The organism is Cypionkella aquatica, assembly GCF_030161095.1.
Taxonomy (GTDB): domain Bacteria; phylum Pseudomonadota; class Alphaproteobacteria; order Rhodobacterales; family Rhodobacteraceae; genus Cypionkella; species Cypionkella aquatica.
This window is the reverse complement of record NZ_BSPP01000007.1, coordinates 391,487-414,861: the sequence shown is the minus strand read 5'-3', so window position 1 is coordinate 414,861 and position 23,375 is coordinate 391,487. Positions and strand designations below refer to the sequence as shown.

22 protein-coding genes are annotated in these 23,375 nt (G+C 61.9%); 17 read left to right on the top strand and 5 right to left on the bottom strand.

Features of this window, described 5'->3' with window-relative positions; translation table 11 throughout:
• Positions 1–3 precede the first annotated feature (3 nt).
• The 9 genes from QQJ98_RS10555 to QQJ98_RS10515 are packed head-to-tail and all read left to right on the top strand — an operon-like array spanning position 4 to position 7,152.
• A complete protein-coding gene (locus tag QQJ98_RS10555; protein ID WP_284325297.1) occupies positions 4–1,089 on the top strand; it encodes an ABC transporter ATP-binding protein in 1,086 nt (361 codons plus the stop codon).
• A gap of 3 nt (positions 1,090–1,092) precedes the next feature.
• Complete coding sequence (locus tag QQJ98_RS10550) at positions 1,093–2,205, top strand: mandelate racemase/muconate lactonizing enzyme family protein (protein ID WP_284325296.1); 1,113 nt, start codon at positions 1,093–1,095, stop codon at positions 2,203–2,205.
• Positions 2,202–2,531, top strand: a complete 330-nt coding sequence (locus QQJ98_RS10545; protein ID WP_284325295.1) for an L-rhamnose mutarotase — start codon at positions 2,202–2,204, stop codon at positions 2,529–2,531. The genes QQJ98_RS10550 and QQJ98_RS10545 overlap by 4 nt, the downstream gene beginning before the upstream one ends.
• Positions 2,524–3,582: a Gfo/Idh/MocA family protein gene (locus QQJ98_RS10540; protein ID WP_284325294.1), complete on the top strand. Its 1,059-nt coding sequence runs from the start codon at positions 2,524–2,526 to the stop codon at positions 3,580–3,582. Before QQJ98_RS10545 ends, QQJ98_RS10540 begins: the two co-directional genes overlap by 8 nt.
• Positions 3,575–4,021 (top strand): MaoC family dehydratase, encoded by a 447-nt coding sequence (locus QQJ98_RS10535; RefSeq protein ID WP_284325293.1) that lies wholly within the window; start codon positions 3,575–3,577, stop codon positions 4,019–4,021. The genes QQJ98_RS10540 and QQJ98_RS10535 overlap by 8 nt, the downstream gene beginning before the upstream one ends.
• Positions 4,018–4,344 carry a UxaA family hydrolase gene (locus tag QQJ98_RS10530; RefSeq protein ID WP_284325292.1) on the top strand — a complete coding sequence of 109 codons (327 nt, stop codon included), beginning with the start codon at positions 4,018–4,020 and terminating at the stop codon, positions 4,342–4,344. The genes QQJ98_RS10535 and QQJ98_RS10530 overlap by 4 nt, the downstream gene beginning before the upstream one ends.
• Positions 4,341–5,549, top strand: coding sequence for a UxaA family hydrolase (locus tag QQJ98_RS10525; protein ID WP_284325291.1), 1,209 nt, complete (start codon positions 4,341–4,343; stop codon positions 5,547–5,549). The genes QQJ98_RS10530 and QQJ98_RS10525 overlap by 4 nt, the downstream gene beginning before the upstream one ends.
• An 11-nt stretch (positions 5,550–5,560) precedes the next feature.
• The gene (locus tag QQJ98_RS10520) at positions 5,561–6,298 is read left to right on the top strand and encodes an SDR family oxidoreductase (protein ID WP_284325290.1); all 738 of its coding nucleotides are present in this window, start codon (positions 5,561–5,563) and stop codon (positions 6,296–6,298) included.
• 14 nt (positions 6,299–6,312) lie between these two features.
• The gene (locus tag QQJ98_RS10515; RefSeq protein ID WP_284325289.1) at positions 6,313–7,152 is read left to right on the top strand and encodes a fumarylacetoacetate hydrolase family protein; all 840 of its coding nucleotides are present in this window, start codon (positions 6,313–6,315) and stop codon (positions 7,150–7,152) included.
• A 133-nt stretch (positions 7,153–7,285) separates the two neighbouring features.
• Here the strand turns inward: QQJ98_RS10515 and QQJ98_RS10510 are convergent, their stop codons facing one another.
• Positions 7,286–7,864, bottom strand: a complete 579-nt coding sequence (locus QQJ98_RS10510) for a MaoC family dehydratase (protein WP_284325288.1) — start codon at positions 7,862–7,864, stop codon at positions 7,286–7,288.
• A 3-nt stretch (positions 7,865–7,867) separates the two neighbouring features.
• Complete coding sequence (locus QQJ98_RS10505) at positions 7,868–8,965, bottom strand: lactonase family protein (RefSeq protein ID WP_284325287.1); 1,098 nt, start codon at positions 8,963–8,965, stop codon at positions 7,868–7,870.
• A gap of 127 nt (positions 8,966–9,092) precedes the next feature.
• On the opposite strand from QQJ98_RS10505, the gene QQJ98_RS10500 reads away from it, so the two are divergent.
• From QQJ98_RS10500 to QQJ98_RS10465, 8 genes are all read left to right on the top strand, one after another.
• Entirely contained in the window at positions 9,093–9,860 is a 768-nt protein-coding gene (locus QQJ98_RS10500; RefSeq protein WP_284325286.1) for an IclR family transcriptional regulator, read from the top strand.
• A 199-nt stretch (positions 9,861–10,059) separates the two neighbouring features.
• Complete coding sequence (locus QQJ98_RS10495; RefSeq protein ID WP_284325285.1) at positions 10,060–11,223, top strand: CaiB/BaiF CoA transferase family protein; 1,164 nt, start codon at positions 10,060–10,062, stop codon at positions 11,221–11,223.
• Positions 11,220–12,344 (top strand): extracellular solute-binding protein, encoded by a 1,125-nt coding sequence (locus tag QQJ98_RS10490; RefSeq protein WP_284325284.1) that lies wholly within the window; start codon positions 11,220–11,222, stop codon positions 12,342–12,344. Before QQJ98_RS10495 ends, QQJ98_RS10490 begins: the two co-directional genes overlap by 4 nt.
• Positions 12,345–12,386: 42 nt before the next feature.
• Positions 12,387–13,571 carry a substrate-binding domain-containing protein gene (locus QQJ98_RS10485; RefSeq protein WP_284325283.1) on the top strand — a complete coding sequence of 395 codons (1,185 nt, stop codon included), beginning with the start codon at positions 12,387–12,389 and terminating at the stop codon, positions 13,569–13,571.
• A 54-nt stretch (positions 13,572–13,625) separates the two neighbouring features.
• Positions 13,626–14,369 (top strand): ATP-binding cassette domain-containing protein, encoded by a 744-nt coding sequence (locus QQJ98_RS10480; protein ID WP_284325282.1) that lies wholly within the window; start codon positions 13,626–13,628, stop codon positions 14,367–14,369.
• Positions 14,362–15,087, top strand: coding sequence for an ATP-binding cassette domain-containing protein (locus QQJ98_RS10475; protein ID WP_284325281.1), 726 nt, complete (start codon positions 14,362–14,364; stop codon positions 15,085–15,087). The genes QQJ98_RS10480 and QQJ98_RS10475 overlap by 8 nt, the downstream gene beginning before the upstream one ends.
• A complete protein-coding gene (locus tag QQJ98_RS10470) occupies positions 15,084–16,019 on the top strand; it encodes an ABC transporter permease (RefSeq protein WP_284325280.1) in 936 nt (311 codons plus the stop codon). The genes QQJ98_RS10475 and QQJ98_RS10470 overlap by 4 nt, the downstream gene beginning before the upstream one ends.
• Entirely contained in the window at positions 16,016–16,990 is a 975-nt protein-coding gene (locus tag QQJ98_RS10465) for an ABC transporter permease (protein ID WP_284325279.1), read from the top strand. Before QQJ98_RS10470 ends, QQJ98_RS10465 begins: the two co-directional genes overlap by 4 nt.
• 48 nt (positions 16,991–17,038) lie before the next feature.
• On the opposite strand, the gene QQJ98_RS10460 is transcribed toward QQJ98_RS10465, so the two are convergent.
• The 3 genes from QQJ98_RS10460 to QQJ98_RS10450 form a co-directional block, all read right to left on the bottom strand.
• Positions 17,039–18,511, bottom strand: coding sequence for a UdgX family uracil-DNA binding protein (locus QQJ98_RS10460; protein WP_284325278.1), 1,473 nt, complete (start codon positions 18,509–18,511; stop codon positions 17,039–17,041).
• Positions 18,508–19,740 (bottom strand): putative DNA modification/repair radical SAM protein, encoded by a 1,233-nt coding sequence (locus QQJ98_RS10455; RefSeq protein ID WP_284325277.1) that lies wholly within the window; start codon positions 19,738–19,740, stop codon positions 18,508–18,510. The genes QQJ98_RS10460 and QQJ98_RS10455 overlap by 4 nt, the downstream gene beginning before the upstream one ends.
• Before the next feature lie 66 nt (positions 19,741–19,806).
• A complete protein-coding gene (locus QQJ98_RS10450) occupies positions 19,807–22,695 on the bottom strand; it encodes a response regulator (protein WP_284325276.1) in 2,889 nt (962 codons plus the stop codon).
• Between the last annotated feature and the right edge of the window lie 680 nt (positions 22,696–23,375).

Below are 23,375 nucleotides of genomic sequence, written 5' to 3'. Positions count from 1 at the left end.
ATCATGGCTCAGGTTCAACTTAAAAACGTCGTCAAGAAATACGGTGCCCTTGGTGTCGTCCACGGCGTCAACCTCGACATTGCCGAGGGCGAGTTTGTCGTGCTGGTCGGCCCATCCGGCTGCGGCAAATCCACCACCCTGCGCATGGTCGCGGGGCTCGAAGACATCACCGGCGGTGACATTGTGATCGGCGACCGCGTGGTCAACGACCTGCCGCCACGCGAGCGCAATCTGGCGATGGTGTTCCAGAACTACGCCCTATACCCCCACATGACCGTGCGCGAAAACCTTGGTTTCAGCCTGAAGATTGCCAAGAAATCGCAACCCGAGATCGACCGCGCCGTGGATGAGGCCGCCAATATCCTCTCGCTCACCCCGCTGCTTGATCGCAAACCCGGCGCTTTGTCGGGCGGCCAGCGCCAGCGCGTTGCCATGGGCCGCGCCATCGTCCGCCAGCCCGAGGTGTTTCTGTTCGACGAACCCTTGTCGAACCTCGACGCCAAACTGCGCACCCAGATGCGGGTCGAGATCAAAAAGCTGCACCAGCGCGTTGGCTCCACCGTGATCTACGTCACCCATGATCAGATCGAGGCGATGACCCTCGCCGACCGCATCGTGATCATGCGCGATGGCCATATCGTGCAGGTCGGCACGCCGTTGCAGGTGTTTGAAAACCCGGTGAACACCTTTGTCGCCACCTTCATCGGCTCCCCCCCGATGAACCTGCTGGATGGCACCGTGCAGGCGGGGCAAGTCGTGCTGGCCGATGGCACCACCATCCCGCTGCCGCCGGGTCTGCACATCGCCGACGGGCGCCGCGTGCAATTTGGCGTGCGTGCCGACAACATCATGCCCGAAGGCCACGCCCTGCCACCCACCGCGCATATGGCCTTTGTCGACATGGCCGTCACCCTGACCGAGCCCTTGGGCACCGAAACCCTGCTTTATGCCACGCTTGCAGGCACAGAGATTCAAGCCAAAATGCTCAACCCCCGCCCGGTATCGCCGGGTGAGACGATGCGCTTTGGCGTAGCCCTCGACAAATGCCACATCTTCGACGCCGACACCGGCCTCAACTTGCGGGGTTAACTCATGGCACGCATCACCCTAGCCGAGGCTTTTCTGGTCGATCTGATCCCCAAGGTCAAACGCACCGACGCGATCCAGTCGTTCAAATCGCAGGAAACCATCTTTGTCACCCTGACCGATGCCGATGGCGCGTCGGGCATGGGCTATTCCTACACCATCGGTGACGGCGGCCCCGCCATCCTGTCGCTGCTGCAACGCACCCTGCTGCCCGTCCTCATGGGGCGCGAGGCCGAGATGATCGAACAAATCTGGCGCGATCTTTTGTTCACCAGCCACGCCACCGCCACCGGCCCGATCATGGCGCTGGCACAAGCTGCCATCGACACCGCCCTGTGGGATCTGCGCGGCAAACGCGCCAACCTGCCGCTGCACATTCTGGCAGGCGGCGCAAAGACCCGCGTGCCGATGTATTCCACCGAAGGCGGCTGGCTGCATCTGGAACCCGCCGCTTTGGTCGAGGATGCCTTGGCGATGCGCGAAGCAGGCTTCAAAGGCTCGAAAATCAAGATCGGCAAGCCCACTGTCGCAGCCGACGCCGCCCGCCTGACCGCGGTGCGCGCCGCACTTGGTGATGATTACGAGATCATGACCGACGCCAACCAATCCCTGACGCAACCCGAGGCCTCGCGCCGCCTGAACCTGCTGGAATCCCTCAATATCGCGTGGTTTGAAGAACCCCTGCCCGCCGATGACATTGCAGGCCACGCCCGGCTGAACCGCCAATCCCGCGTGCCGATTGCAGTGGGCGAGTCGCTGTATTCCCCCGGCCAATTCGCCGATTACATCGCGGCCCAGGCTTGCGGCATCGTGCAGGCCGATGTCGCCCGTATCGGCGGCATCACCCCATGGCTGAAAGTCGCGCATATGGCCGAGGCGCATAACCTGATGATCTGCCCGCATTTTCTGATGGAACTGCATGTGTCACTGGTCTGCGCCGTCCCCAACGCGCCGTGGCTGGAATATATCCCGCAGCTTGACGATATCGCAGCCCCGATGGCGCGCGACGGCGGCCATGCCCTTGCCCCCACCGCCCCCGGTCTTGGCATTGATTGGGATCATGCTGAACTGACAGCCCGCACCGCCCCCGGCTCGCGCTTGACGGTGAGGCCCGCATGAAACGCTACGCCGCCCTGATCGGCCTGTCAGAAGACGGCAAAGCCGACTACCGCAAGCTGCATGCCGCCGTTTGGCCCGCCGTTCTGGCCCAGATCAGCGCCAGCAATATCCGCAATTATTCAATCTTCCTGAAAGAACCTGAAAACCTGCTGTTTTCCTATTTTGAATACCACGGCAGCGATTATGCTGGCGATATGGCCAAGATGGCCGCCGACCCCACAACCCAAGACTGGTGGGCGCTGAACATGCCACTGCAACGCCCGCTCGACACCCGCAGCGACGGGGAATGGTGGGCCGATATGACCGAGATTTTTCATCATGCCTGATCTGCGCCAAACCATCACACCGCCAAAAACCAGCCTGCCGATCGTGATCTTCGGCGCAGGCTCGATCGTGTCAGACGCGCATCTGCCCGCCTATGCGCAGGCAGGCTTCGCGGTTGCGGGCATCTATGATCCCGATCACGCCAAGGCTGCAGCGCTGGCAAAGGCCCACGGCACCCGCGCCTTTGCCTCTTTGACCGAAGCCACAGCGCTTGGCACCCAAGCGCTCTATGATCTGGCCGTGCCGCCCGCAGCCCTTCCCGGCCTGCTCGATGCGCTGCCGCAAGGCTCCACCGCACTGATCCAAAAGCCGATGGGCAGTGATCTGGCCAAAGCCGACAAGATCATCGCCACCCTGCGCGCCCGCAACATCCATGCGGCGGTGAACTTTCAGCTGCGCTTTGCGCCGATGTGCTTGGCGCTAAAGGATGCCATCGCGCAGGGTCTGCTGGGCGATGTGGTGGATTTTGACGCATGGCTGGCCTTGGACACGCCTTGGCATCTTTGGGCCTTTCTTGCCGATCTGCCGCGGGTCGAGATTTTGCTGCACTCGATCCATTACCTCGATTTCATGCGTGATCTGCTGGGCAACCCGTCTGGCATCTCGGCGCGCACCATGGGGCATCCGTCCTCGTCGATCTCAAACACCCGCACCGCGCTGCTGATGGATTACGGCCCCGATCTGCGCGCCAATCTGTCGATCAACCACAACCACGCCTTTGGGCGCAAGTTTCAGGCCTGCGAGTTCCGCATCTGCGGCACCAAAGGTGCGGCCTATCTGAAAATGGGCGTCAACCTTGATTACCCCAAGGGCGAACCGGATGAGCTTTGGCTGAACACAGGCGGCGATTGGCAGCAAATCCCGCTGGTCGGCAACTGGTTCATTGCCGCTTTTGTGGGCCGCATCACCCAAGTCATGCGCTTTGCCACGGGCGAGGATACGGTCTTGCAAGGCAGCGCCGAAGACGCATGGCACACTATGGCTTTGGTCGAGGCCGCCTATGAAAGCGCCGCAGCGCCCCTCCATCCGATCAGGACGCAACCGCATGTTTGAGCAGACCAGATACTACGAGGATTACCAGATCGGCGAGACCCGCGACACCATGGGCCGCACCATCACCGAAACCGATTTCGTGGTCCACGCAGGCCATTCCGGCGATTTCTTTCCGCATCATCTGGATGCCGAGTTCTGCAAGACCCTGCCTTTCGGCCAACGCATCGCGCATGGCACGATGGTGTTCACCATCGGCGTCGGCCTGACTGCCACGGTGATCAACCCGGTTGCATTTTCCTATGGCTACGACCGCATGCGCTTTGTGAAACCCGTGTTCATCGGCGACACCCTGCGCAGCCGCGTCGAGATCATTGCCAAAGAGCTGATGGAAAAACGCCCCGGCTTTGGCCGCGTCACCGAACGCCTGACGGTGACCAAACACACAGGCGAGGTCGCTCTGGTCGCCGATCACATCTATATGGTGGAGTGCCGCAAATGACCGCCTTCGACTTCGGCCCGTTCCTGCTGCTGTCGGGCAAAGACAACGTGCTGGTGGCCCGCGCCAATGCGGCCGAAGGTCTGGCCGTCACGCTTGAATCCGGCCCCGTCACCCTCACCCGCCCGATCCCGATGGCGCATAAAATCGCGCGCCACGCCATTGCCGCAGGCGACACCATCCTGAAATACGGCATGCCCATCGGCATCGCCACCGCAGCCATCGCGGCAGGCGAACACGTCCATATCCACAACATCCGCTCGGCCTATACCGCGACGATCTCGTTGCAGGATGCCGACGGCGTCTCGGCAGGAGTATCGCTATGATCAACGCATGGGCCCGCGCCGATGGCCGCAAAGGCATCCGCAATACCGTTGTGGTGGCCTATCTGGTCGAATGTGCGCATTTCGTCGCCTCCGAAATCGTCCACCGCTTCCGCAACACGCCCCATGAAGGCGATGTGCAACTGATCGGCTTTCCCGGCTGCTATCCCAACGAATACGCCGCCCAGATGATGGAGAAACTCTGCACCCATCCCAATGTCGGCGCAGTTTTGTTCGTCTCGCTCGGCTGCGAAAGCTTCGACAAAGTTCGCGCCGCCAATGCCGTCGATACCTCGGGCCGCCCGGTGAAAACCCTTGTGATCCAACGCGCAGGCGGCACCCGCTCCACCGTGCAAGCGGGCGCCGATTGGATCACCCAGACCATCGCCCAGATCGCCGAAACCCCCCGCACGCAGATGGGCGTTGACGAGCTGATCATCGGCACCGTCTGCGGCGGATCAGACGGCACCTCTGGCATCTCCGGCAACCCCGCTGCGGGCAAGGCGTTTGATCTGCTGGTCGCCGAAGGTGCTGCCTGCATCTTCGAGGAAACCGGCGAGTTGATCGGCTGCGAAGACATCATGGCCGAACGCGCCATCACCCCTGAACTCGGCCAGATCCTGCGCGAATCCGTCCAGAAGGCCGAGCGCTACTACGCCACCCTCGGCTATGGATCCTTCGCCGCAGGCAACGCCGCAGGGGGCCTTTCTACCATCGAGGAAAAATCCCTCGGCGCATATGTCAAATCCGGCGACAGCCCGATTTCCGGCCTGATCAAACCCGGCGACATCCCCCCCACCGGCGGGCTTTACCTGATGGATGTGGTCCCCGACGGCGAAGTGCGCTTTGGCTTCCCCAACATTTCCGACAACGCTGAAATCGTCGAGATGATCGCCTCTGGCGCGCATATGACGCTGTTCGTCACCGGGCGCGGCTCGGTCGTGGGCTCTGCCATCTCGCCCGTGATCAAGATCTGCGCCAACCCCGACACCTATCGCGCGCTCGCCGAGGATATGGACGTCAACGCAGGCGACATCATCGAAGGCAAACGCTCTATCGCCGAGGTCGGCCAGGAAATCCGCGATCTGGTCATTGCCGTGGCCCAAGGCGCGCAGACCAAATCCGAAGACCTCGGCCACCGCGAATTCATCCTGACCTACAAATCATTCGAGCCCATCGGCCCGGCCTGCCTGCCAAGCGCCGCCTAAAGGAGACGACCATGCAAAGACTGCTGGGCAAACGCGCCCTGATCACCGCCGCCGGACAAGGCATCGGCAAAGCCACCGCCCTGCGTTTGGCAGAAGAAGGCGCGCAAGTGCTGGCCACCGATGTGAACGCCGAGACTTTGGCAGACCTGAACGGCACCCAAGGCATCACCACCCAAGTGCTGAACGTGCTCGATGCCGCCGCCATCACCGCCACTGTGGCCGCCGCGGGCCGCATCGACATTCTGTTCAACTGCGCAGGTGTGGTGCATGCGGGCGACATCATGCAATCGACCGAGGATGAGTGGGATTTCGCCTTCGCGCTGAACTGCAAGGCGATGTATCGCATGCTGCGCGCCGTCCTGCCCGGAATGGTGGCGCAGGGTGGCGGCTCGATCATTAACATGGCTTCGGTCGCAGGCCCACTGACCGCGCCGCCGAACCGCTTTATCTACTCGGCCTCCAAGGCCGCTGTCGGCGGCATCACCAAATCGGTGGCGCAGGATTACGTCAAGCAAGGCATCCGCTGTAACGCCGTCTGCCCCGGCACGGTCGACAGCCCGTCCTTGCACCAACGCCTGCGCGACACTGGCAATTACGACGCCGCAATGTCGGCCTTCATCGCCCGTCAACCGATGGGCCGCATCGGCAAACCCGAAGAAATCGCGGCGATGGTCGCCTATCTCGGGGCCGACGAATCCGCCTATACCACCGGCCAACTGCTCGCGCTCGACGGCGGCTGGACCATCTAAAACAGGAAAATCTCATGAAACTCGTCCGTTACGGCACCCGCGGCGCCGAAAAGCCCGGTATGATCGACGCTGATGGCCAGCTGCGCGATCTGTCCGCCCATATCCCAGACATCGCAGGCAACGTGCTGGCCGATCTGAGCCAGCTCAGCACCATCGACCCCACCAGCCTGCCCTTGGTCGAAGGCGACCCCCGCTATGGCGCTTGCGTCGGCCAGATCGGCAAATTCATCTGCATTGGCCTGAACTATTCCGACCACGCCGCCGAATCCGGCATGGCCGTGCCACCCGAGCCGGTGATCTTCGCCAAATACACCTCTGCCGTCTGCGGCCCGAATGACGATATCATCATCCCGCGCGGATCGGAAAAAACCGATTGGGAGGTTGAACTGGCCTTCGTGATCGGCAAACCCGGCAAATACATCGCCGAGGCCGATGCGATGGATCATGTCGCAGGCTTTTGCGTCTGCAATGACGTGTCCGAGCGCGCCTATCAGACCGAACGGTCCGGCCAATGGTCCAAGGGCAAATCCTCTGACAACTTCGGCCCGATCGGCCCGTGGCTGGTGACGCGGGATGAGGTCGCCGATCCGAACAACCTGCATATGTGGCTCAAGGTCAACGACGCGCAGATGCAGAACGGCTCGACCAACACGATGGTCTATCAGATCCCGTTTCTGGTATCTTACCTGTCGCAATTCTTCACCCTGCATCCGGGCGATGTGATCTCGACTGGAACGCCCCCGGGCGTCGGTCTGGGCATGAAGCCACCGCGCTATCTGAAAGCGGGCGATGTGGTCGAACTCGGCATCGAAGGCTTGGGCACGCAACGCCAGATTTGTGTGAACGATCTGTAAACCATAAAGTCGCCCCGCACTACATAGTGCGGGGCGAAATCCACAAACCACAAGCTACAGAAATTTGTCCCAGCTGGGACAGATTTACCCCGCTTTCCAAGCCGAAAAAGCCGCCGCCGGAACGGCAACGCCCCTAGCCTCGCGCCGCCTTTTCCGCCATCCGCGCCCGTCCACGCTCCTGCGCCGCTTCGGCAAATGCCGCCGGATCGCGGTAAAGTGCGGTCAGCAAATGCTCGGCATATAGAACCAACTCGCCCTCGCCCTTATAGACCGAATAGCTGACCCGCAGCTTGCCCATTTTCTCGGAATGAACTTCTTTCGCAAGGTTCTCGCGGATGGTGTAAATGGTGTCGCCAATGAACACCGGCTTGATAAACCGCAGCCGGTCATAGCCGTAGCTGAACGAATTCAGGCAATTCGTGGCAGCCAGCCCAAGCCCCAGCGAGAACACAAACGCCCCCGCCACCAACCGCCGCCCGAACACGCCTTCTTCCACCGCAAAGCGCTCGTCGCTGACATAGGGGTGGTGATCCATCACCAGACTGTTGAACTGCATCGACTCGCCTTCGGCAATCGTGCGGCGGATCGAGCGGATTTTATCGCCAATCGCAAAATCCTCGTAAAACCAATTCTCGGCATTCCACACCGGAATTTTCGCGTGATCCTCCGGCAATCCCGGCAAACCACGCGCATGCACGCCAATCTCAGCCATGCCTCACACTCCTGCGAATTTCAGACACATCGGCGTGCCGATCTGCAAAAAGGCCCCGGTATCCGTCAGCCCGCCCGTCTCGGAATCCCGCGCCAAAACGCTGACCCGGTCCGCGTTTTGATTGGCCACCAACAGATGCCGCCCCGAAGGCGTCAGCGCCAGATGCCGCGGCGTCGCCCCCCCGCAAGGCACAAATCCCCGAGGGGACAGCTGCCCGCTGGCCTGATCCACCGCGAAAATCGAAATGCTGTCATGCCCCCGGTTGGCACCATAAACAAACCGCCCATCGCCCGAGATCTGGATATCCGAACAATGGTTGCCCGCCCGCGCTTCAGCGGGCACCGCTGGCTGGCTGTCAATCGGCGTAAGCGCCCCACTGGCCGCATCAAACCCATGCGCCGTGACGGTCGAGTTCAACTCATTCATCACAAACACAAACCGCCCATTCGGATGCAACGCCAGATGACGCGGCCCCGCACCCGGCGCAGTCTGCGTCACCGCCACCTTCTCCAGACCTGCTCCTGCGCCAATGCGGTAAGTGATCAACTGATCCATCCCCAGATCAGCCACAATCACCATCCCGCCCTGCAAAACCTCTGTGACACTATGCGCATGCGCCCGCTCCTGCCGCGCCCCATCCGGCCCAGACCCCTGATGCGCCACATGCGCCACCGCCGGCGACAAGCCATTGTCGAGCAAGTCAAAAACCACCACAGACTGATCCGGCCCCCCGACCCCCACCGTGTAATTCGCCACAAACAACCGCCGCCCATCCCGCGAGATCATGTTATGCGCGGTGATGCTGCCAAGGCTGGGCTGCGTGTTCAGATAGTCCAACGCATTGGTTGCAGGATCAAAAGCAAACGCCGTAACCAAACCCTCGCGCCAATCCGACACTTCCGAATTGGTATAAACCCGCCGCCCATCCGGGCTGACAGAAAGGTAGGTGGGATTTTCAACTTGGCCGTATCCCGCCCGCTTGCGAAACCTCAAAGCCTGCTCGTCAAAGCCAAACACATTCAACCCATCCCCCCGCGCGCCCTGAAAATAAGGCGCCTCACGGTTCAACGTGCCAATGAACAGCAGCAACTCTTCCGGCATATTCCCCTCCCCCATACCGTCTCTCAACGGCAAATCTTCCACTTGTAAAAGATTATCCCGCCAGTAAACGCTGTTGACCTTGCCGCGTCAATGCGTAGCTTACAGAGACAATTTCACAGGTGAAACCATGTCCGAGACAGACGACGACGGCCGCTACCGTGCCCCCGCTTTGGACAAGGGGCTGGATATGTTGGAGCTTCTTGCCGCCCGCGAAGAAGGCATGACGCTGAAAGACATCTCTACCGCGCTCGACCGCTCGCCGACCGAGCTTTACCGCATGCTCGATCGCCTTGCACGGCGCGGTTATGTCGCGCGCCATGGCGATACCTATGCGCTGACGATGAAGCTGTTCCTGCTTGCGCATCTGCGTCCGCCGATCCGCCGTCTGGTCGGCCAAGCCATGCCGGTGATGCGCCGCTTCACCAACGAGGCCGAGCAAGCCTGCCATCTGGTGAAATATGATCGTGGCGATCTGGTGGTAATCGCGCAGGTAGAGGCCCCCGGTTATTGGGGCGTCACCATCCGCGTCGGCGCGCAGATTGGTTTGGTAAACTCTGGCTCGGGCCATGTGATTCTGGCGTTTGCATCACCGGAAGAACGCGCCTTGATGTTTGAAGAACATGATCTGATGCCCTATGAGGTCGCCCCCCCCGACCTCGACGCCCGCTTGGCCGAGGTGGCCGAAAAGGGCTATGAAGCGATGCAAAGCCAGCAAACCCCGACGGTCTGGAACCTGTCTGTGCCAATCCTTGGCCCGAATGGCACCGTGCTGGCAGCCTTGACCTGCCCCTTCGTGCGGCGGCTGGAAAACCCAAATGCGCCGGACCTTGACCGCGTGCTGGCCCTGCTGCGCGCTGGCGGCGACGCCCTGTCAGTGACCTCGACCGCGCATTAAGCCTTCCTTTCGCAAAGCCAAGAACCCACAGCCCCGGCCCCAAGCCGGGGCTTTTTCTTTGCGCATTTTCTTTGTGGCCGCGATCAGATTCCCGCTTGCGTCAATCTTCCATAAATGAAACTATAATTTACCAACGAAAGATTGTGCTGCAGCGCCGCATAAACAAGGCAGTCTGCAGCAACGGCGAGGAGACCATGACGTGACACAACCCGAGGCCATCTTGCCGCTTGACGGTCTGATCGTGCTGGACATGAGCCAGTTTCTATCCGGCCCCTATTGCTCGTTGCGTTTGGCCGACATGGGCGCGCGGGTGATCAAGATTGAACGGCCAGATGGCGGTGATCTGTCGCGCCGCCTCTACCTGTCCGATACCGAGATCGGCGGCGATTCCACGATTTTCCACGCGATCAACCGCGGCAAGGAAAGCCTTGCGATTGATCTGAAAAACCCTGCTGATCTGGCGGCCCTGCGCAAGCTGATCAGCAGCGCCGATGTTCTGATCCAGAATTTCCGCCCCGGTGTGATCGAACGGCTTGGCTTGGACTATGCAGCGGTAAAGGCGATCAATCCGCGCCTCGTCTATGCCTCGATCAGCGGATATGGCGACGAAGGCCCTTGGGTGTCGCGCCCCGGTCAGGATTTGTTGGCGCAGGCGCGCTCGGGTGTGATGTGGCTGAACGGGGATGACGACCAAGGCCCGGTGCCGTTTGGTCTGGCGATTGCCGATATGCTTGCGGGGGCGGCATGCTGCCAAGGCATCCTTGCGGGCCTCGTGCGGCGCGGGATTTCCAACCAAGGCATGCATGTGCAAACCAGCCTGATGGAGGCTTTGGTCGATTTTCAGTTTGAGGTGCTGACCACGCATCTGAACGATGGTCGCCGCCTGCCGAAACGATCAGATTTCCGCAGCGCGCATGCTTATCTTTCGGCACCTTACGGCGTTTATCAGGCGAGTGATGGCTGGCTGGCAATTGCAATGACGCCTTTGCCAAAGCTGGCCGATCTGATGGATCTCGACACGCTCGCCCCCTACCGGGATGATCCGAAACTCAGCTTTACCCAGCGCGACACCATCAAGCGCCTGATCGCCGACAAGGTGGCGACCCGGTCAGTCGATGAATGGCTGGCAGTGCTGGAACCCGCAGATATCTGGTGCGCTCGCGTGCTGGATTGGCCTGCGCTGCTGGCGTCCGAAGGGTTTCAGACGTTGGATATGCTGCAAACCGTCACACGTGACGATGGTGTTTCCATTGCCACCACCCGCCTGCCGCTGCGGCTGAACGGCCACCGCCCGGTCAATACCGCAGCCGCGCCGCTGATCGGCGCACACTCGGCTGCCATCCGCAAGGAGTTCAACCTGTGACCCGGCTTAAAGGCATGACATGGAGCCACCCGCGCGGCTTTGATCCGATGGTGGCATGTTCGGCGATCTGGGCCGAGAAAACCAGCGTGCAGATTGATTGGGAAAAGCGGTCCTTGCAGGATTTTGAAAGCTTTCCGGTCGAAGAACTGGCCCGCGCCTATGATCTGATCGTGATTGATCACCCGCATGTCGGGCAGATCACCGACGAAGGCTGCTTGGCCCCGCTCGACATTCCGGGGCGACAGGCCGAACGCGCAGCACTGGCCGCAGGCTCGGTCGGCGCAAGCTATCCCAGCTATTTCTGGCGTGGCCAGCAATGGGCCTTCCCGATTGATGCAGCAACGCAAGTGCTGGCGTGGCGACCCGATCTGCTGGACGCGCCGCCCGCAACTTGGGCCGAGGTGATCACGCTTGCCCGCCAAGGCCGCGTGCTGTTGCCGCTGCGCCCGCCACATTCGTTGATGTGCCTTTACACGCTGGCGGGCAATATCGGTGTGCCCTGCGCGGTGGAAGGCGACACGCTGATTGATCCCGCAACGGGTGCGCAAGTCTGGGACATGCTGCGGGAAATCACCGATCTGGTGGACCCCGCCTGCGCCGGTCACGATCCGATTGCGGTGTTTGAAGAGATGGCAAAACCCGGCTCGCAGATCGCCTGCGCGCCGCTGATCTATGGCTATGTCAACTATGCCATCCCCGGCTTCCGCGCCAATCTGATACGCTTTGCCGATATGCCAGTGGCGGGCACGCATGGCCCGGTAGGCTCGGCTTTGGGTGGCACTGGTATTGCCGTATCAGCCTTTTCCGCCGCCAAAGATGCTGCCATCGACTTTGCCTATTGGGTCGCCAGCGCGGATGTGCAGCGCGGCCCCTTTGCCGCAGCTGGCGGGCAGCCCGGCCATGCCAGCGCTTGGGAAGATGCCGCCGTCAATGCCAGCACGTCGGATTTCTACGCAGCCACCCGTGCCACCCTGCAAGGCGCATGGGTGCGCCCCCGCCACAACGGCTACATGGCGCTGCAAGAGGCTGCGTCCCAGCGCATCACCGCAGGTCTTGCCGCCAAAGACCCGGGCGCGCAGGTGATTGCCGACATCAACCGCCTGTTCCAACAAAGTTTTTAACACGAAACCGCCCCTCAAGGGGCAATAGGGAGGAGGAACCCAATGAAGACCCTGATCTGTGGCCTGATGGCCGCAACCGCACTGACAGCGGCACTGCCCGCTTTTGCCGCGACGGTGGAAGAAACCATCGCCGCCCTGCCAGAGGCTTTGCGCGCGCAATACGAAGGGGCGCCGCAAGCCATCACCCCCGGCCCTCTCGCCGATTTCACCCCCAAGGCCAAGCCTTACAAATGGTGCCATTCCGAAAGCTATCAGGGCAATCCGTGGCGGGTTTCTGTCACGACCGAGCTGAAACGGCTGGTGGATGGCCTGATCGCGCAAGGTGTGGTGTCGGATTTTGAGGTCTCGGATTCCAACAGCGATGTCGGCCAGCAGATCAACCAGATCCGCGCGTTCATCGACAAAGGCTGCGGCGTGATCACTTCGATCCCCGGCTCGGCCACTGGTCTGGACGAGGCCATCGCGGCAGCCTCTGCGGCAGGTATCCCGTTCATCACGGCGGCTGGTTCGGTCACAGCCCCTTCGGCGGTCAATGTTGACAGCAACTATGCGCGCTGGGGCTACGAGATGATGGACGCCATCGGCAAAGCCCTGCCCGAGGGCGGCAATGTGCTGATCGTCGAAGGTATCGCGGGCCATCCGATTGTGGCGCAAGAACGCGCGGGTGGCGATGCGGCGATGGCGCTTTATCCGAACCTGAAAACCGCACGCGTGGTCAATGGCGACTGGACGGCGAATGTCACCAAGACCGTGGTGCTGCAAACCTTGGCCACCAACCCCGCCCCGATTGATGCGGTCTGGTCTGCCGGATCGGAATCGCGGGTGATTGCCGAGGCGTTTGCTGAGGCCGGTCGCCCGGTGCCGCTGATCACCGGCTCGATCACCGGCGATGCTTTGGGCTATTGGAAGGCCAATCCCGAAGGCTACCGCTTTGAAGGCCATGCTGTGCTGCCGGGCTGGACCGCGCAAACCCTGTTCCGCGTGGCCGCCCGTATCATGGATGGCCAAAAACCCGTGCTGAACACCCTGCTGATCCCGCTGCCACCCGTGCATGAGGCCGATCTTGCGGGCTGGTATCAGGATTGCATGACCCCCGATGCGGTATCCGTGTTCCCGGTGCCGCCGACCGATCCGGTATCCGAGGCCGATATGGACGCCTATTTCTCAAACCCCGCCGCAAGCCCGGGTTGGGATTACGCCGCCGTTCCGGCTGCCTGCGCCAAGTAAACCAAGCTGCCGCGCCTGACAAGGGCGCGGCATCCCCCCTGACCGGAGACAACGATGCTGGCGATCACCGGCCTGTCCAAACGCTATGGGGAAACCGTGGCGCTGGATCAGGCGCACATTTCATTTCGGGCGGGCACCGTCCACACCATCTTGGGCGAAAACGGCTCGGGCAAAAGCACCTTGGTCAAGTTGCTGTCGGGCATCGTTTTGCCGGATGCGGGCACGATCCAGTTCAACGGCCAACCCGTCACCGCCCGCACCCCCGCCGCCTTTCAGGCCGCAGGGTTTGCCACTGCTTTCCAAGAGGTGCTGATCGCGCCAGATCGCTCTGTCACCGACAACATTCTGCTGGGCCTTGATGGTCTGTTTACCCGCCGCATCCCGCGCGCAGAACGCCGCCCCCGCGCAGCCGAAGTGCTGTCACGCTTTGCCCGCACCCCAATTGATCTGGACGCGCCCGCAGGATCGCTGCCCCTCGCGGCCCAACAATTGGTCGTCCTCGCCCGCGCCGTCGCCCGTGAACCCCGCGTGTTGATCCTGGATGAGATCACCGCAGCGCTCGATTTTGGCGACCGCGAATCCGTCTTTGCCTTCATGCGCGCACGCGCCGCTGCGGGCTTTCTGATCCTGTTCATCACCCACCGCATGGACGAGGTGATGGCGCTGTCAGACGATATCTCCATCCTGCGCTCGGGCCGTGTGGTTGCCACGCAAACCCGAGACGCTTCGACCCCGGCGCAACTTTTGCACCTGATGGCCCCGCAAAAGGCGCAAGCGTTGGAGGCTCACCATGCCTGACCTTTCCATGCGCATCCGCGATCTTACCCTGCGCCCCGGCGCGGCCGCTGTCTCGACCCAGATCAGTGGCGGAGAGATCGTCGGCCTTGCGGGTCTTGATGGCCACGGCCAAGACGTGTTTCTGCGCAGCCTTGCCGGGTTAGAGCGCAATCAGGCCGCCGTTGATCTGCAAGGCAACAGCATCGCCAGCTTTCGGGATGCCGAGAAAAATGCCGTGGTCTATGTGCCGCGCGACCGCCGCTCGACCGGCATTTTCCCCGGCCTGTCGATCCTTGACAACTTTGCCATAGCCACCCCCGGACGCGACCGGCGCGGCCTGCTGATCAGCGCCAAAGCCCGCCGCGCGCGCTATGAAGACTGGAAAGAGCGCCTGCAAATCAAAGCCCCCAGCCCCGATGCACCGATCACCGCGCTGTCAGGCGGCAATCAGCAAAAAGTGTTGTTGGCGCGTGCCTTGGCGCGTGATCCTAAAGTGCTTTTGCTGAACGATCCGACCCGCGGTGTCGACGTGGCGACACGTCTGGTGCTTTATGATCTGTTCCGCGATCTTGCCGCGCAAGGCATGGCCTTGGTGATCCTGTCATCCGAAATCGAGGAGATCCTCGTGCTGTGCAACCGCGTTCTGGTGTTCCGCGATCACGCCCTCGCCGCCGAAATCAGCGGCGCTGCGATGCGCACCGATACCGTCATCGCCGCCATGTTCGGGAGGCAAGCATGACCCGCATCTTTGGCCGCTACGGCTTCGCCATCGCCATTCTGGTGGTGTTGCTGATCGCCAATCTGGTGATGAACCCCGCCCGCTTTGCCCCCGGCAATTGGGGCACGCTGCTGGGGTTGGCCGCCCCTTTGATTGGCGCGGCCTTGGCCTCGACACCGGTTATTCTGGCCGGGCGCGGGGGCATTGATATCTCGGTCGGCCCGGTGATGGGGCTGGTCAGCGCCGTGGTGATCAAGGTGCTGTATCTGGATGCGGGGCTTGCCTCGCCGTTCATCCTGTGGCCAGCCGCTTTGCTGGTGGGGGCTGCGATTGGCGCGTTTAACGGCTTTATGGCGACTGTGGTGCGGGTGCAGCCGATTGTGGCGACGCTGGGCACCTATCTGATCCTGGGCGGCCTGACGCTGACCATCCTGCCCGCCCCCATCGGCCCCGCGCCAGACTGGCTAAAGGCGATGGCGGGCGCGTGGAGCTTTCTGCCGCTGGGCATCATCGCCGCCCTGTGGTGGGCTTTGTGCCGCACGCCATTCCACGGTCAGTTGATGGCGGTGGGCAGCGATGACCGCGCCGCCTACACGGCGGGCGTGCCCGTCACCCTGACGCGCTTTCTGGCTTATGTGTTGACCGGAGTGTTGGCGGGGGCAGCTGGCATGATGCTGACCGCGCTGATCGGCTCGGCTGATCCCAAGGTTGGTGCGAATTACACCCTGATCGCCATTGCCGCCGTTGCTTTGGGCGGCGTCAGTCTTGCGGGTGGGCGTGGCGGCTTGCTGGGCGCCGCGATCGGAGCCGTCGACATCTTCCTGCTGCAAAGCCTGCTGACCGCCTTCAACGTCTCAACCTATGTCCTGCAAGTGGCGTATGGCACCATCCTTGTCGCAGCCGTGGTGCTGATCGCCTTGCAAGACCGCAGCGCCAAACGGAGCCACGCATGACCCTGACATCGGCCCTTCAACTGGACAGCATCAAGGCCCGCGTGATCGGTGCTTTCGCGGTGGCTGTGGTGCTGCATGGTGCCGGCACTGCTCTGATCCCCGGCTATTCTGCACCCTTTGCCATCCGTGCCATGCTGGTGATCGCATCGCTGCTGGCGGTGGCGTCGATCGGGCAAACCTTGGTGGTGATCTTGGGCGGCATTGATCTGTCGATCCCGTTCGTCATCGGCTTTGCAAATGTGGTCGCAGCGCAGCTTTACGGCCAAGGCTGGCACTTTGCGCTGGTCTGCGTGGTGGTGTTTGGCTTGGCCGCGCTGATCGGCGCGTTCAACGGCGCTTTGTCGCGCGGGCTGAACCTGCATCCGCTGATCGTCACGCTGGGGGTGGGCATGATCGTGCAAGGGCTGGTGCTGATCTGGACCAAAGGCTTTCCGTCCGGCTCCGCGCCGAAAGCGGTATCCGCCTTCGTCTCTATCGGCGGATCGTTCGGGCCGCTGCCGGTGCCCGCCCTGATCCCCGCGCTGCTGATCCTGACCGTGCTGATCGTGCTGGTGCTAGAGCGTACACCCTACGGGCGCAGGCTTTATGCGCTGGGATCAAACCCCGGCGCTGCCCCCTATGCGCTGATCAATCCACTGCGGATCTGGACCGCCACCTTTGCGGCCTCATCGGTGTTTGCTGCGATGGCAGGGATTTTGCTGCTGGGCTTCACCGGATCGGCTTACGGCGATGTTGGCCAGCCCTATCTGTTCCAGACCATCGCGGCGGTGGTGGTGGGTGGCACGGCGCTGGTGGGCGGGCGCGGCAGCTTTATCGGCACCATTGCGGGCGTTCTGGTGCTGACCGAGATCAACACCCTGCTGATCGGCCTCAATTTCTCACCCGCTGCGGTGCAGTCAGCATTTGGCGCGATCATCCTGCTGCTGGTCTCACTTTACGGGCGCGAGCGGCACTTCCGCAGCACTGTCTAAAACAGCGGCGCGCGCTTAGCCCCCAGGAACGTCGGGCCCCCAGCATCTTCAGGCCCCTAGCACCTTCAAGCCCGGGGCATCGTCGGCGGCAAGCGCGCGCGCTTTTTGCAAATCCGCCAAAAGTTGCTGCCTTGCCTGCGCTTGCCGGGTTGGATCGGGCAGCCGCAGAATATAGGCCGGATGCCAGCTGATCAGCACAGCCCCCTGATGCAGCCCCGCCTCTACACCACCGCGCCGCGCCGCAAGCGGTGTGGCATCGCCCGTCAACGCAAAGGCCGCCGAGGCCCCCAGCGCCAGCGTGATGCGCGGTTGCACAAAGCGCAATTCCAGCCCCAGCCACCAGCGGCAATGCTCGATCTCTTGCCGATCCACCGATTGATGCAGACGCTGCTTCCCGCGCGGGGCGAATTTGAAATGTTTCACCGCATTGGTCAGCCAGACGCCGCCCGGATCCAGTGCCGCTTCGGCCATCAATTGGCGCAACAAACCGCCCGCAGGCCCGACAAACGGGCGACCTGCAAGGTCTTCCTGATCGCCGGGTTGCTCGCCCACGATCATCAGCCGCGCATCCGGGGCACCCTCGCCCCAGACAGTTTGGGTCGCGGCCTCACACAACCCACAACGGCGGCACTGGCTGGCCGCAACCCCAGCCGCCTGCAGGCTGTCGGGCACGTCCACCCGCTGCACCATAGCCGCACGGTAGCGCGTCGAGATCGCCGCCGCCCCCGGACGCGCAACGCTGCCACCCGCATCGCGCATCCGCTGCACCCGCGCCTCGGCATCTTTCAACATTTCAGGGATCAACCGGGTTTCGGGCAGGTTCTTCCAGTATTTCTTCGGCATCTCTGATCGCATCGCGTCCAGCTTGACCCGTGCCGGGTTGAAGATATTGGCAAAATAGGTCGCCCACAGCGCTTCTGACGCATCTTCGGGCAGATCAGGCCGCGCACCACCCGCGCCAAAACTCAGATCACCAGCCCGGAACTGCGCGGTCAACCGCGGTGTCGCAATCATCCAATCCATATCGGCAAAGCGCTTGACGAAGAAAGCCGATCCCGGCTCCAACGTGTGATGCTCGGGCTCGAACCAAGCCGCAAAACTGCGGCGCGCACCGTCAGACGCACATTCGCGAAACCGCACGAAGGCGTGCATCTTGTGAATATCGCGCCCGACCGCTTTCGCCATCAGCTGCAAGCGCCGCCCCAAGTCATCGGCGGGCGACAGCGGCGCGCCGTCGCGCTGATCCAGCCGCCACAACGCTTGATACAGCAGCGCAAACCGATGCGGCGCTGCGTGCCAGATCACCGATCCGGCCAGTTTCACAAACGCCTCGGGCACCCGCGCCTGATGCGCCCCCAGATCATCCGGCAAAGCCTGCGCCGCAAACAGACCCGCACCAGACAGCCCATCGGTCTGCCAATCTATCTGATCAGGCGCGATGCGGTGCGAAATGGCCACGCGCGCCGCCATCCGCCACGCCGCAAAGGTGCCGCGATCCGGCAAAGCGACGGCGTAATTCAAAACAAGGCCAGCTGTTGCGGCGGTGGCAAAAACCGCGCCCGCAGATCGGCGCTGTCGGTCATGCCTGCAGGCGTCCAGCCGGGCAAGCTAATGAACGCACGCGCTTTTTTCATCAACGCGCCGATCCGCACCAGATCCTCATAGCGCAAAGCCCGGTTTTTGCGCGCGGCAAGGATGCGGTCCACCGTGCGGGTGCCAAACCCCGGCACCCGCAGCAACATCTCACGCGGGGCGCTGTTCACTGCCAGCGGAAACAGCCCGCGATGCTGCAAGGCCCAAGCCAGCTTTGGATCAATCTCGAGATCCAGATGCCCGGCGCTGGTGCCTGTGGCGATATCTTCGGCGCTGAAGCCATAAAACCGCAGCAGCCAATCGGCCTGATACAGCCGATGCTCGCGCAGCAACGGCGGCTGGATCAGCGGCAGCGCTGCCGACGCATCCGGGATCGGCGAGAACGCCGAATAATACACCCGCCGCAGCTTGTAGCCGCTGTAAAGCCGCGTCGCACTGGTCAGGATCGCCACATCATCGCTGGCATCCGCGCCAATGATCATCTGCGTGCTTTGCCCCGCAGGCGCAAACCGCCGCGCCTTTTTGCCCCTGAACGACACCTCTTTCGCCGCCTCGCCTTCCAGTCGCACCTGCGCCATCGTCGCGCGGATGGTTTCGGGCCGCTTTTCCGGGGCAAGTGCGCGCAACCCAGCATCCTGCGGCAGCTCGACATTGATCGACAAACGGTCCGCATAAAACCCCGCCTGCTGGATCAGATCTGGCGCGGCATCGGGGATGGTTTTCAGATGGATATAGCCTTTGAAACCATGATCCTCGCGCAATGTCTGCGCGATCCGCACCATATCCGCCATGGTCTGATCCGGCGAGCGGATGATCCCCGACGACAAAAACAGCCCCTCGATATAGTTGCGGCGATAAAACTCCAGCGTAAGCGACACAACCTCTTCCACCGAAAACCGCGCCCGCTCGACATTCGAGGACACCCGATTGATGCAATAGGCACAATCAAAGATGCAGAAATTGGTCATCAGGATTTTCAGCAAGGAAATGCAGCGCCCATCCGGCGTATAGGCATGACAAATGCCGCTGCCCCCCGATGATCCCAAGCCGCCCTTGGTCGCATCACGTTTTTCACCGCCGGATGACGCACAAGAGGCGTCATATTTCGCCGCATCCGACAGCACCGCGAGTTTGTCTTGAAGCGTCAATTTTGCCATGACAGCAAAATAGATGTTCCTCGTTTGTTCGTCAATGCGCCGCCGGATCAACTCAGCGGAAACGCGTCATTCCCGCCGAGCCAGCACCGCCAAAATCGTATCTGTCAGCTCGAAATCCGAGAATGGCTTGCCCAGAACAGCATGGTTTGGCACATCGTCCGCACCTGACACAGCCCGCTCTCCGGTGGCGAAGATCACTCGCAGGCCAGCCACTTGCGCCACCGCCCGCCGCGCCACCTCGACCCCAGACATATCCGGCAGACCCAGATCGACGATCAGCAGATCAAACGGCTCGGCAGCAAGCAAGCCCAGCGCCTGCGCGCCCAAGCCCACACCCTGCACCTTGCAGCCCTGCTCGGTCAGTGCATCGACCATATCCATGCGGATCAACACCTCGTCCTCGCAGACCAGCACCCGCAAATCTGACAGGCTGGGCGCACCAGCCGGGCCCTGCGGCGCATCCGGATCAGCCAGCTGTGCACGCTCAGACTCAGGCTTGCCCAGAACTTCATGGATTTTCAACGCCAGCTGTTCTTGCGTGTAAGGCTTGCTCAGCAGCTGCACGCCGGGGTCCAAGCGCCCGCCATGCACGATGGAATTGCGGGTGTAGCCCGAGGTGAACAGCACCGGCAGCTGTGGGATCACCTGTCGCGCGCGATCTGCCAACTCGCGGCTGGTGATCTTGCCCGGCATCACCACATCGGTGAACAACAGATCAATCCGCGCGCCGCTTTCAATCACCGCCAGCGCCCGATCCGCGTCGCGGGCCTGCAGCACGGTATAGCCCAGATCATCCAGCAGACTTGCGGCAGTGCTGCGCACATCCTCGTCATCTTCCACCAGAAGAATGGTTTCATGCCCCCCCGCCAGCGCGCCATGCGGCACCTTGGCGGGCAGCTCTTCGGCATCAAGCGAGCGCGGCAAATAGATTTTCACCGAGGTGCCACTGCCAAGCTCGCTGTAAATCTTGATATGGCCGCCGGATTGCTTGACGAAGCCATAGACCATGGACATGCCAAGCCCCGTTCCGCGGCCCTCGGGTTTGGTGGTGAAAAACGGATCAAACACCCGCTCTATCACTTCGGGCGACATGCCCGACCCGGTATCCGTCACCGCCAGCATGACATATTGCCCCGGCACCACATCCAGATGGCGGCGCGCATAGGCATCGTCCAGATCGGCATTGCCGACCTCAATCGTCAGCTTGCCATGGCCCTCCATCGCGTCGCGGCCATTGATCGCCATGTTCAACACAGCGCTTTCCACATTGGTCAGATCAACGCAGGTGTTCCACAAGCCGCCTGCGACGACAGTTTCGACCTCTATCGCCTCGCCGATCGCGCTGCGGATGATGTTATCGGCATCGCGCAGCATCCGGCCAAGATTGACAACCTTGGGCGCCAGCGGCTGCCTGCGCCCGAACGACAGCAGCTGCGAGGCCAGCGTCGCCCCCCGCTCTACCGCCTTCATCGCCAGCGTCACCCGCGGCATCACCTCCGAGCTGGAGTCCATCTTGCGCATCGCCAGTTGCAAACTGCCGCTGATGGTTTGCAAAAGGTTGTTGAAATCATGCGCAATGCCGCCCGCAAGATTGCCAATCGCCTCCATCTTCTGGCTTTGGCGCAGTGCCGCGTTCACCATCTCCAACTCGCGGTTACGCTCGGCGACGCGGTCTTCCAGTTGTTGGTTCATCTCGGCGACGGCGGCCTCGTGCAGCTTGCGATCTTCAATATCGGTGTTGCTGCCGACCCAACGCTGCACCTCGCCCGCAGCCGAGCGTATCGGTGATGCCCGCACGATATGCCAGCGATATGCGCCATCGTGACGGCGGATGCGGAATTCGGTTTGATAGGGCACGCCCTGCGCCACAGCATTGGCCCAATCCGCCCCAGCCGAGGCCAAATCCTCGGGGTGCAGCGCATGCGCCCAGTCGTCGCCGTAAAGCTCGCCCTCGGCACGGCCAGTATAGGCATAGGCTTGATCGTTCAGCCAATCCAGCGCGCCATCCGCCGTTGCCGTCCAGACATGGTTCGGCATGGATTGCGCCATAACGCGAAAGCGCTCGCGCGTCTCGTACAGCTCCAGCTCTGCCAGCTTCTGCCGGGTGACTTCATGGCCCTGCACAAAGATGCCCGTGGTGTTGCCCGCGCGATCCCGCAAGGGCTGAAAGATGAAATCGACAAAGCGCAGCACCTGCGGAGCATCACCGCCACTGTCGCTGCTGTCACGAAACCGCACCGCCGCACCCGACTGCGCAACAGCAACCCCGCTGCGATAGACCTCATCCAGCAGCTCGTAAAAGCCCTGCCCCTCCAGATCCGGCAGCCCTGCCCGCACCGTCTGCCCCAGCAGATCGCTGCGCCCGACCAGTTGCATATAGGCTTTGTTGGTCAGCTGAAACACATGGTCGGGGCCGGACAGAATGGCGATAAAGCTGGGGGCCTGATCGAAGATGGTGCGAAAGAAATCGGCCACACTGCCCAGTTCAAGATTTTGCAGCGTCACGGCCTCGGCGCGCTGTATCATCGTTGCACGGTCAATCGGTGTCGATATCCCGCCCTGCCCGCCCGCCACATACAGCGGCGTCACATCATTGGTGTTTTGCAGCAGATATTGCACCGCCCCCGTCTCATCCAGCACCGGAGTATGCGTCGCACTCCAATACCTCGCCGTCTCGGTGCCATCTGCAGCCACGATCGGATAGGGGATCAGCGGCAAATGATCCGCCTTGCCGCTGTCCAACACCCGCTGAAACGAGCCCCGCAGCATCCGGTCGGCAATAGAATCCGGCGGAGCAGGGAATTCCTCGGTCATGATCCGCCCGATCAGCCGCTCCCGACTGCGATCTGTCACCGCAAGATAGGCGTCATTCGCCCAGACGATCCGCAAATCGCGGTCCAGCAGCACATGCGGCGACGGCGAGGCGGCATAAATCGCATCCAGATCAATCAGCATAGCGCAGCCCTTCCCCAGATCCGCCGCAGGATCTGCCATCCCGATTTGTCTTGTCTAGCCGGCACAGATCCCGCCCAGTCAGGTTTGACCCCAACCGTCACGACCATTGCCGCCAATGGTTGCTTGATGGGGTAAATTCCGCCGCATAACCTTGTCAACACCACAGATGCAGCGGCAACGCAGATTCCGCAGTTGCGGCAGCTCTGCCAAAATCGCGCGTTATTTTCGGCCAAAATATGCAAAATCTTGCGGAATTTTGGGAACCACAAGTGCGGCGCCGCGTTACCTCATATTGGCCTTGAGCAAAGCTTGGAATCGCGCGCGATCTGACCCGGCGCAGCACATCTTCTGGGCGTCCACCTGTCAACCGGACGATGCCCGCAGTCACAGATTCTCGCCCCGACCACCGCGGCATCAACGCCTGTTCGCATCCCACGCAGCACAGGCAGGCACAGACCCATCGCACAGAAGCGCATCATAGCATTTCTGACCGAAACCGAGCATTTTGCGACATTTTTCCGCAATGTTTGCGGTAACAATCCGCCTATTCACGATCTTTCTGCAATTTTTCTCACCGAATCCGTCGCTTTGGGGATGACGTTGCAGCGCCATTCTGACACATTCCGCGCCGATGATGCGTTGCGGCAAACGTGCCATCGCCGCGTCGGGCGCAGGCTTGC

Bases quoted from the DNA above. Each gene is read 5' to 3' on its own strand.
- QQJ98_RS10475 (WP_284325281.1), top strand. From the start codon at position 14,362: ATGCCTGACCTTTCCATGCGCATCCGCGATCTTACCCTGCGCCCCGGC.
- QQJ98_RS10525 (WP_284325291.1), top strand. From the start codon at position 4,341: ATGATCAACGCATGGGCCCGCGCCGATGGCCGCAAAGGCATCCGCAAT.
- QQJ98_RS10455 (WP_284325277.1), bottom strand. From the start codon at position 19,740: ATGGCAAAATTGACGCTTCAAGACAAACTCGCGGTGCTGTCGGATGCG.
- QQJ98_RS10500 (WP_284325286.1), top strand. From the start codon at position 9,093: ATGTCCGAGACAGACGACGACGGCCGCTACCGTGCCCCCGCTTTGGAC.
- QQJ98_RS10505 (WP_284325287.1), bottom strand. From the start codon at position 8,965: ATGCCGGAAGAGTTGCTGCTGTTCATTGGCACGTTGAACCGTGAGGCG.
- QQJ98_RS10550 (WP_284325296.1), top strand. From the start codon at position 1,093: ATGGCACGCATCACCCTAGCCGAGGCTTTTCTGGTCGATCTGATCCCC.
- QQJ98_RS10535 (WP_284325293.1), top strand. From the start codon at position 3,575: ATGTTTGAGCAGACCAGATACTACGAGGATTACCAGATCGGCGAGACC.
- QQJ98_RS10510 (WP_284325288.1), bottom strand. From the start codon at position 7,864: ATGGCTGAGATTGGCGTGCATGCGCGTGGTTTGCCGGGATTGCCGGAG.
- QQJ98_RS10540 (WP_284325294.1), top strand. From the start codon at position 2,524: ATGCCTGATCTGCGCCAAACCATCACACCGCCAAAAACCAGCCTGCCG.
- QQJ98_RS10530 (WP_284325292.1), top strand. From the start codon at position 4,018: ATGACCGCCTTCGACTTCGGCCCGTTCCTGCTGCTGTCGGGCAAAGAC.
- QQJ98_RS10520 (WP_284325290.1), top strand. From the start codon at position 5,561: ATGCAAAGACTGCTGGGCAAACGCGCCCTGATCACCGCCGCCGGACAA.
- QQJ98_RS10470 (WP_284325280.1), top strand. From the start codon at position 15,084: ATGACCCGCATCTTTGGCCGCTACGGCTTCGCCATCGCCATTCTGGTG.
- QQJ98_RS10480 (WP_284325282.1), top strand. From the start codon at position 13,626: ATGCTGGCGATCACCGGCCTGTCCAAACGCTATGGGGAAACCGTGGCG.
- QQJ98_RS10485 (WP_284325283.1), top strand. From the start codon at position 12,387: ATGAAGACCCTGATCTGTGGCCTGATGGCCGCAACCGCACTGACAGCG.
- QQJ98_RS10465 (WP_284325279.1), top strand. From the start codon at position 16,016: ATGACCCTGACATCGGCCCTTCAACTGGACAGCATCAAGGCCCGCGTG.
- QQJ98_RS10545 (WP_284325295.1), top strand. From the start codon at position 2,202: ATGAAACGCTACGCCGCCCTGATCGGCCTGTCAGAAGACGGCAAAGCC.
- QQJ98_RS10555 (WP_284325297.1), top strand. From the start codon at position 4: ATGGCTCAGGTTCAACTTAAAAACGTCGTCAAGAAATACGGTGCCCTT.
- QQJ98_RS10515 (WP_284325289.1), top strand. From the start codon at position 6,313: ATGAAACTCGTCCGTTACGGCACCCGCGGCGCCGAAAAGCCCGGTATG.
- QQJ98_RS10450 (WP_284325276.1), bottom strand. From the start codon at position 22,695: ATGCTGATTGATCTGGATGCGATTTATGCCGCCTCGCCGTCGCCGCAT.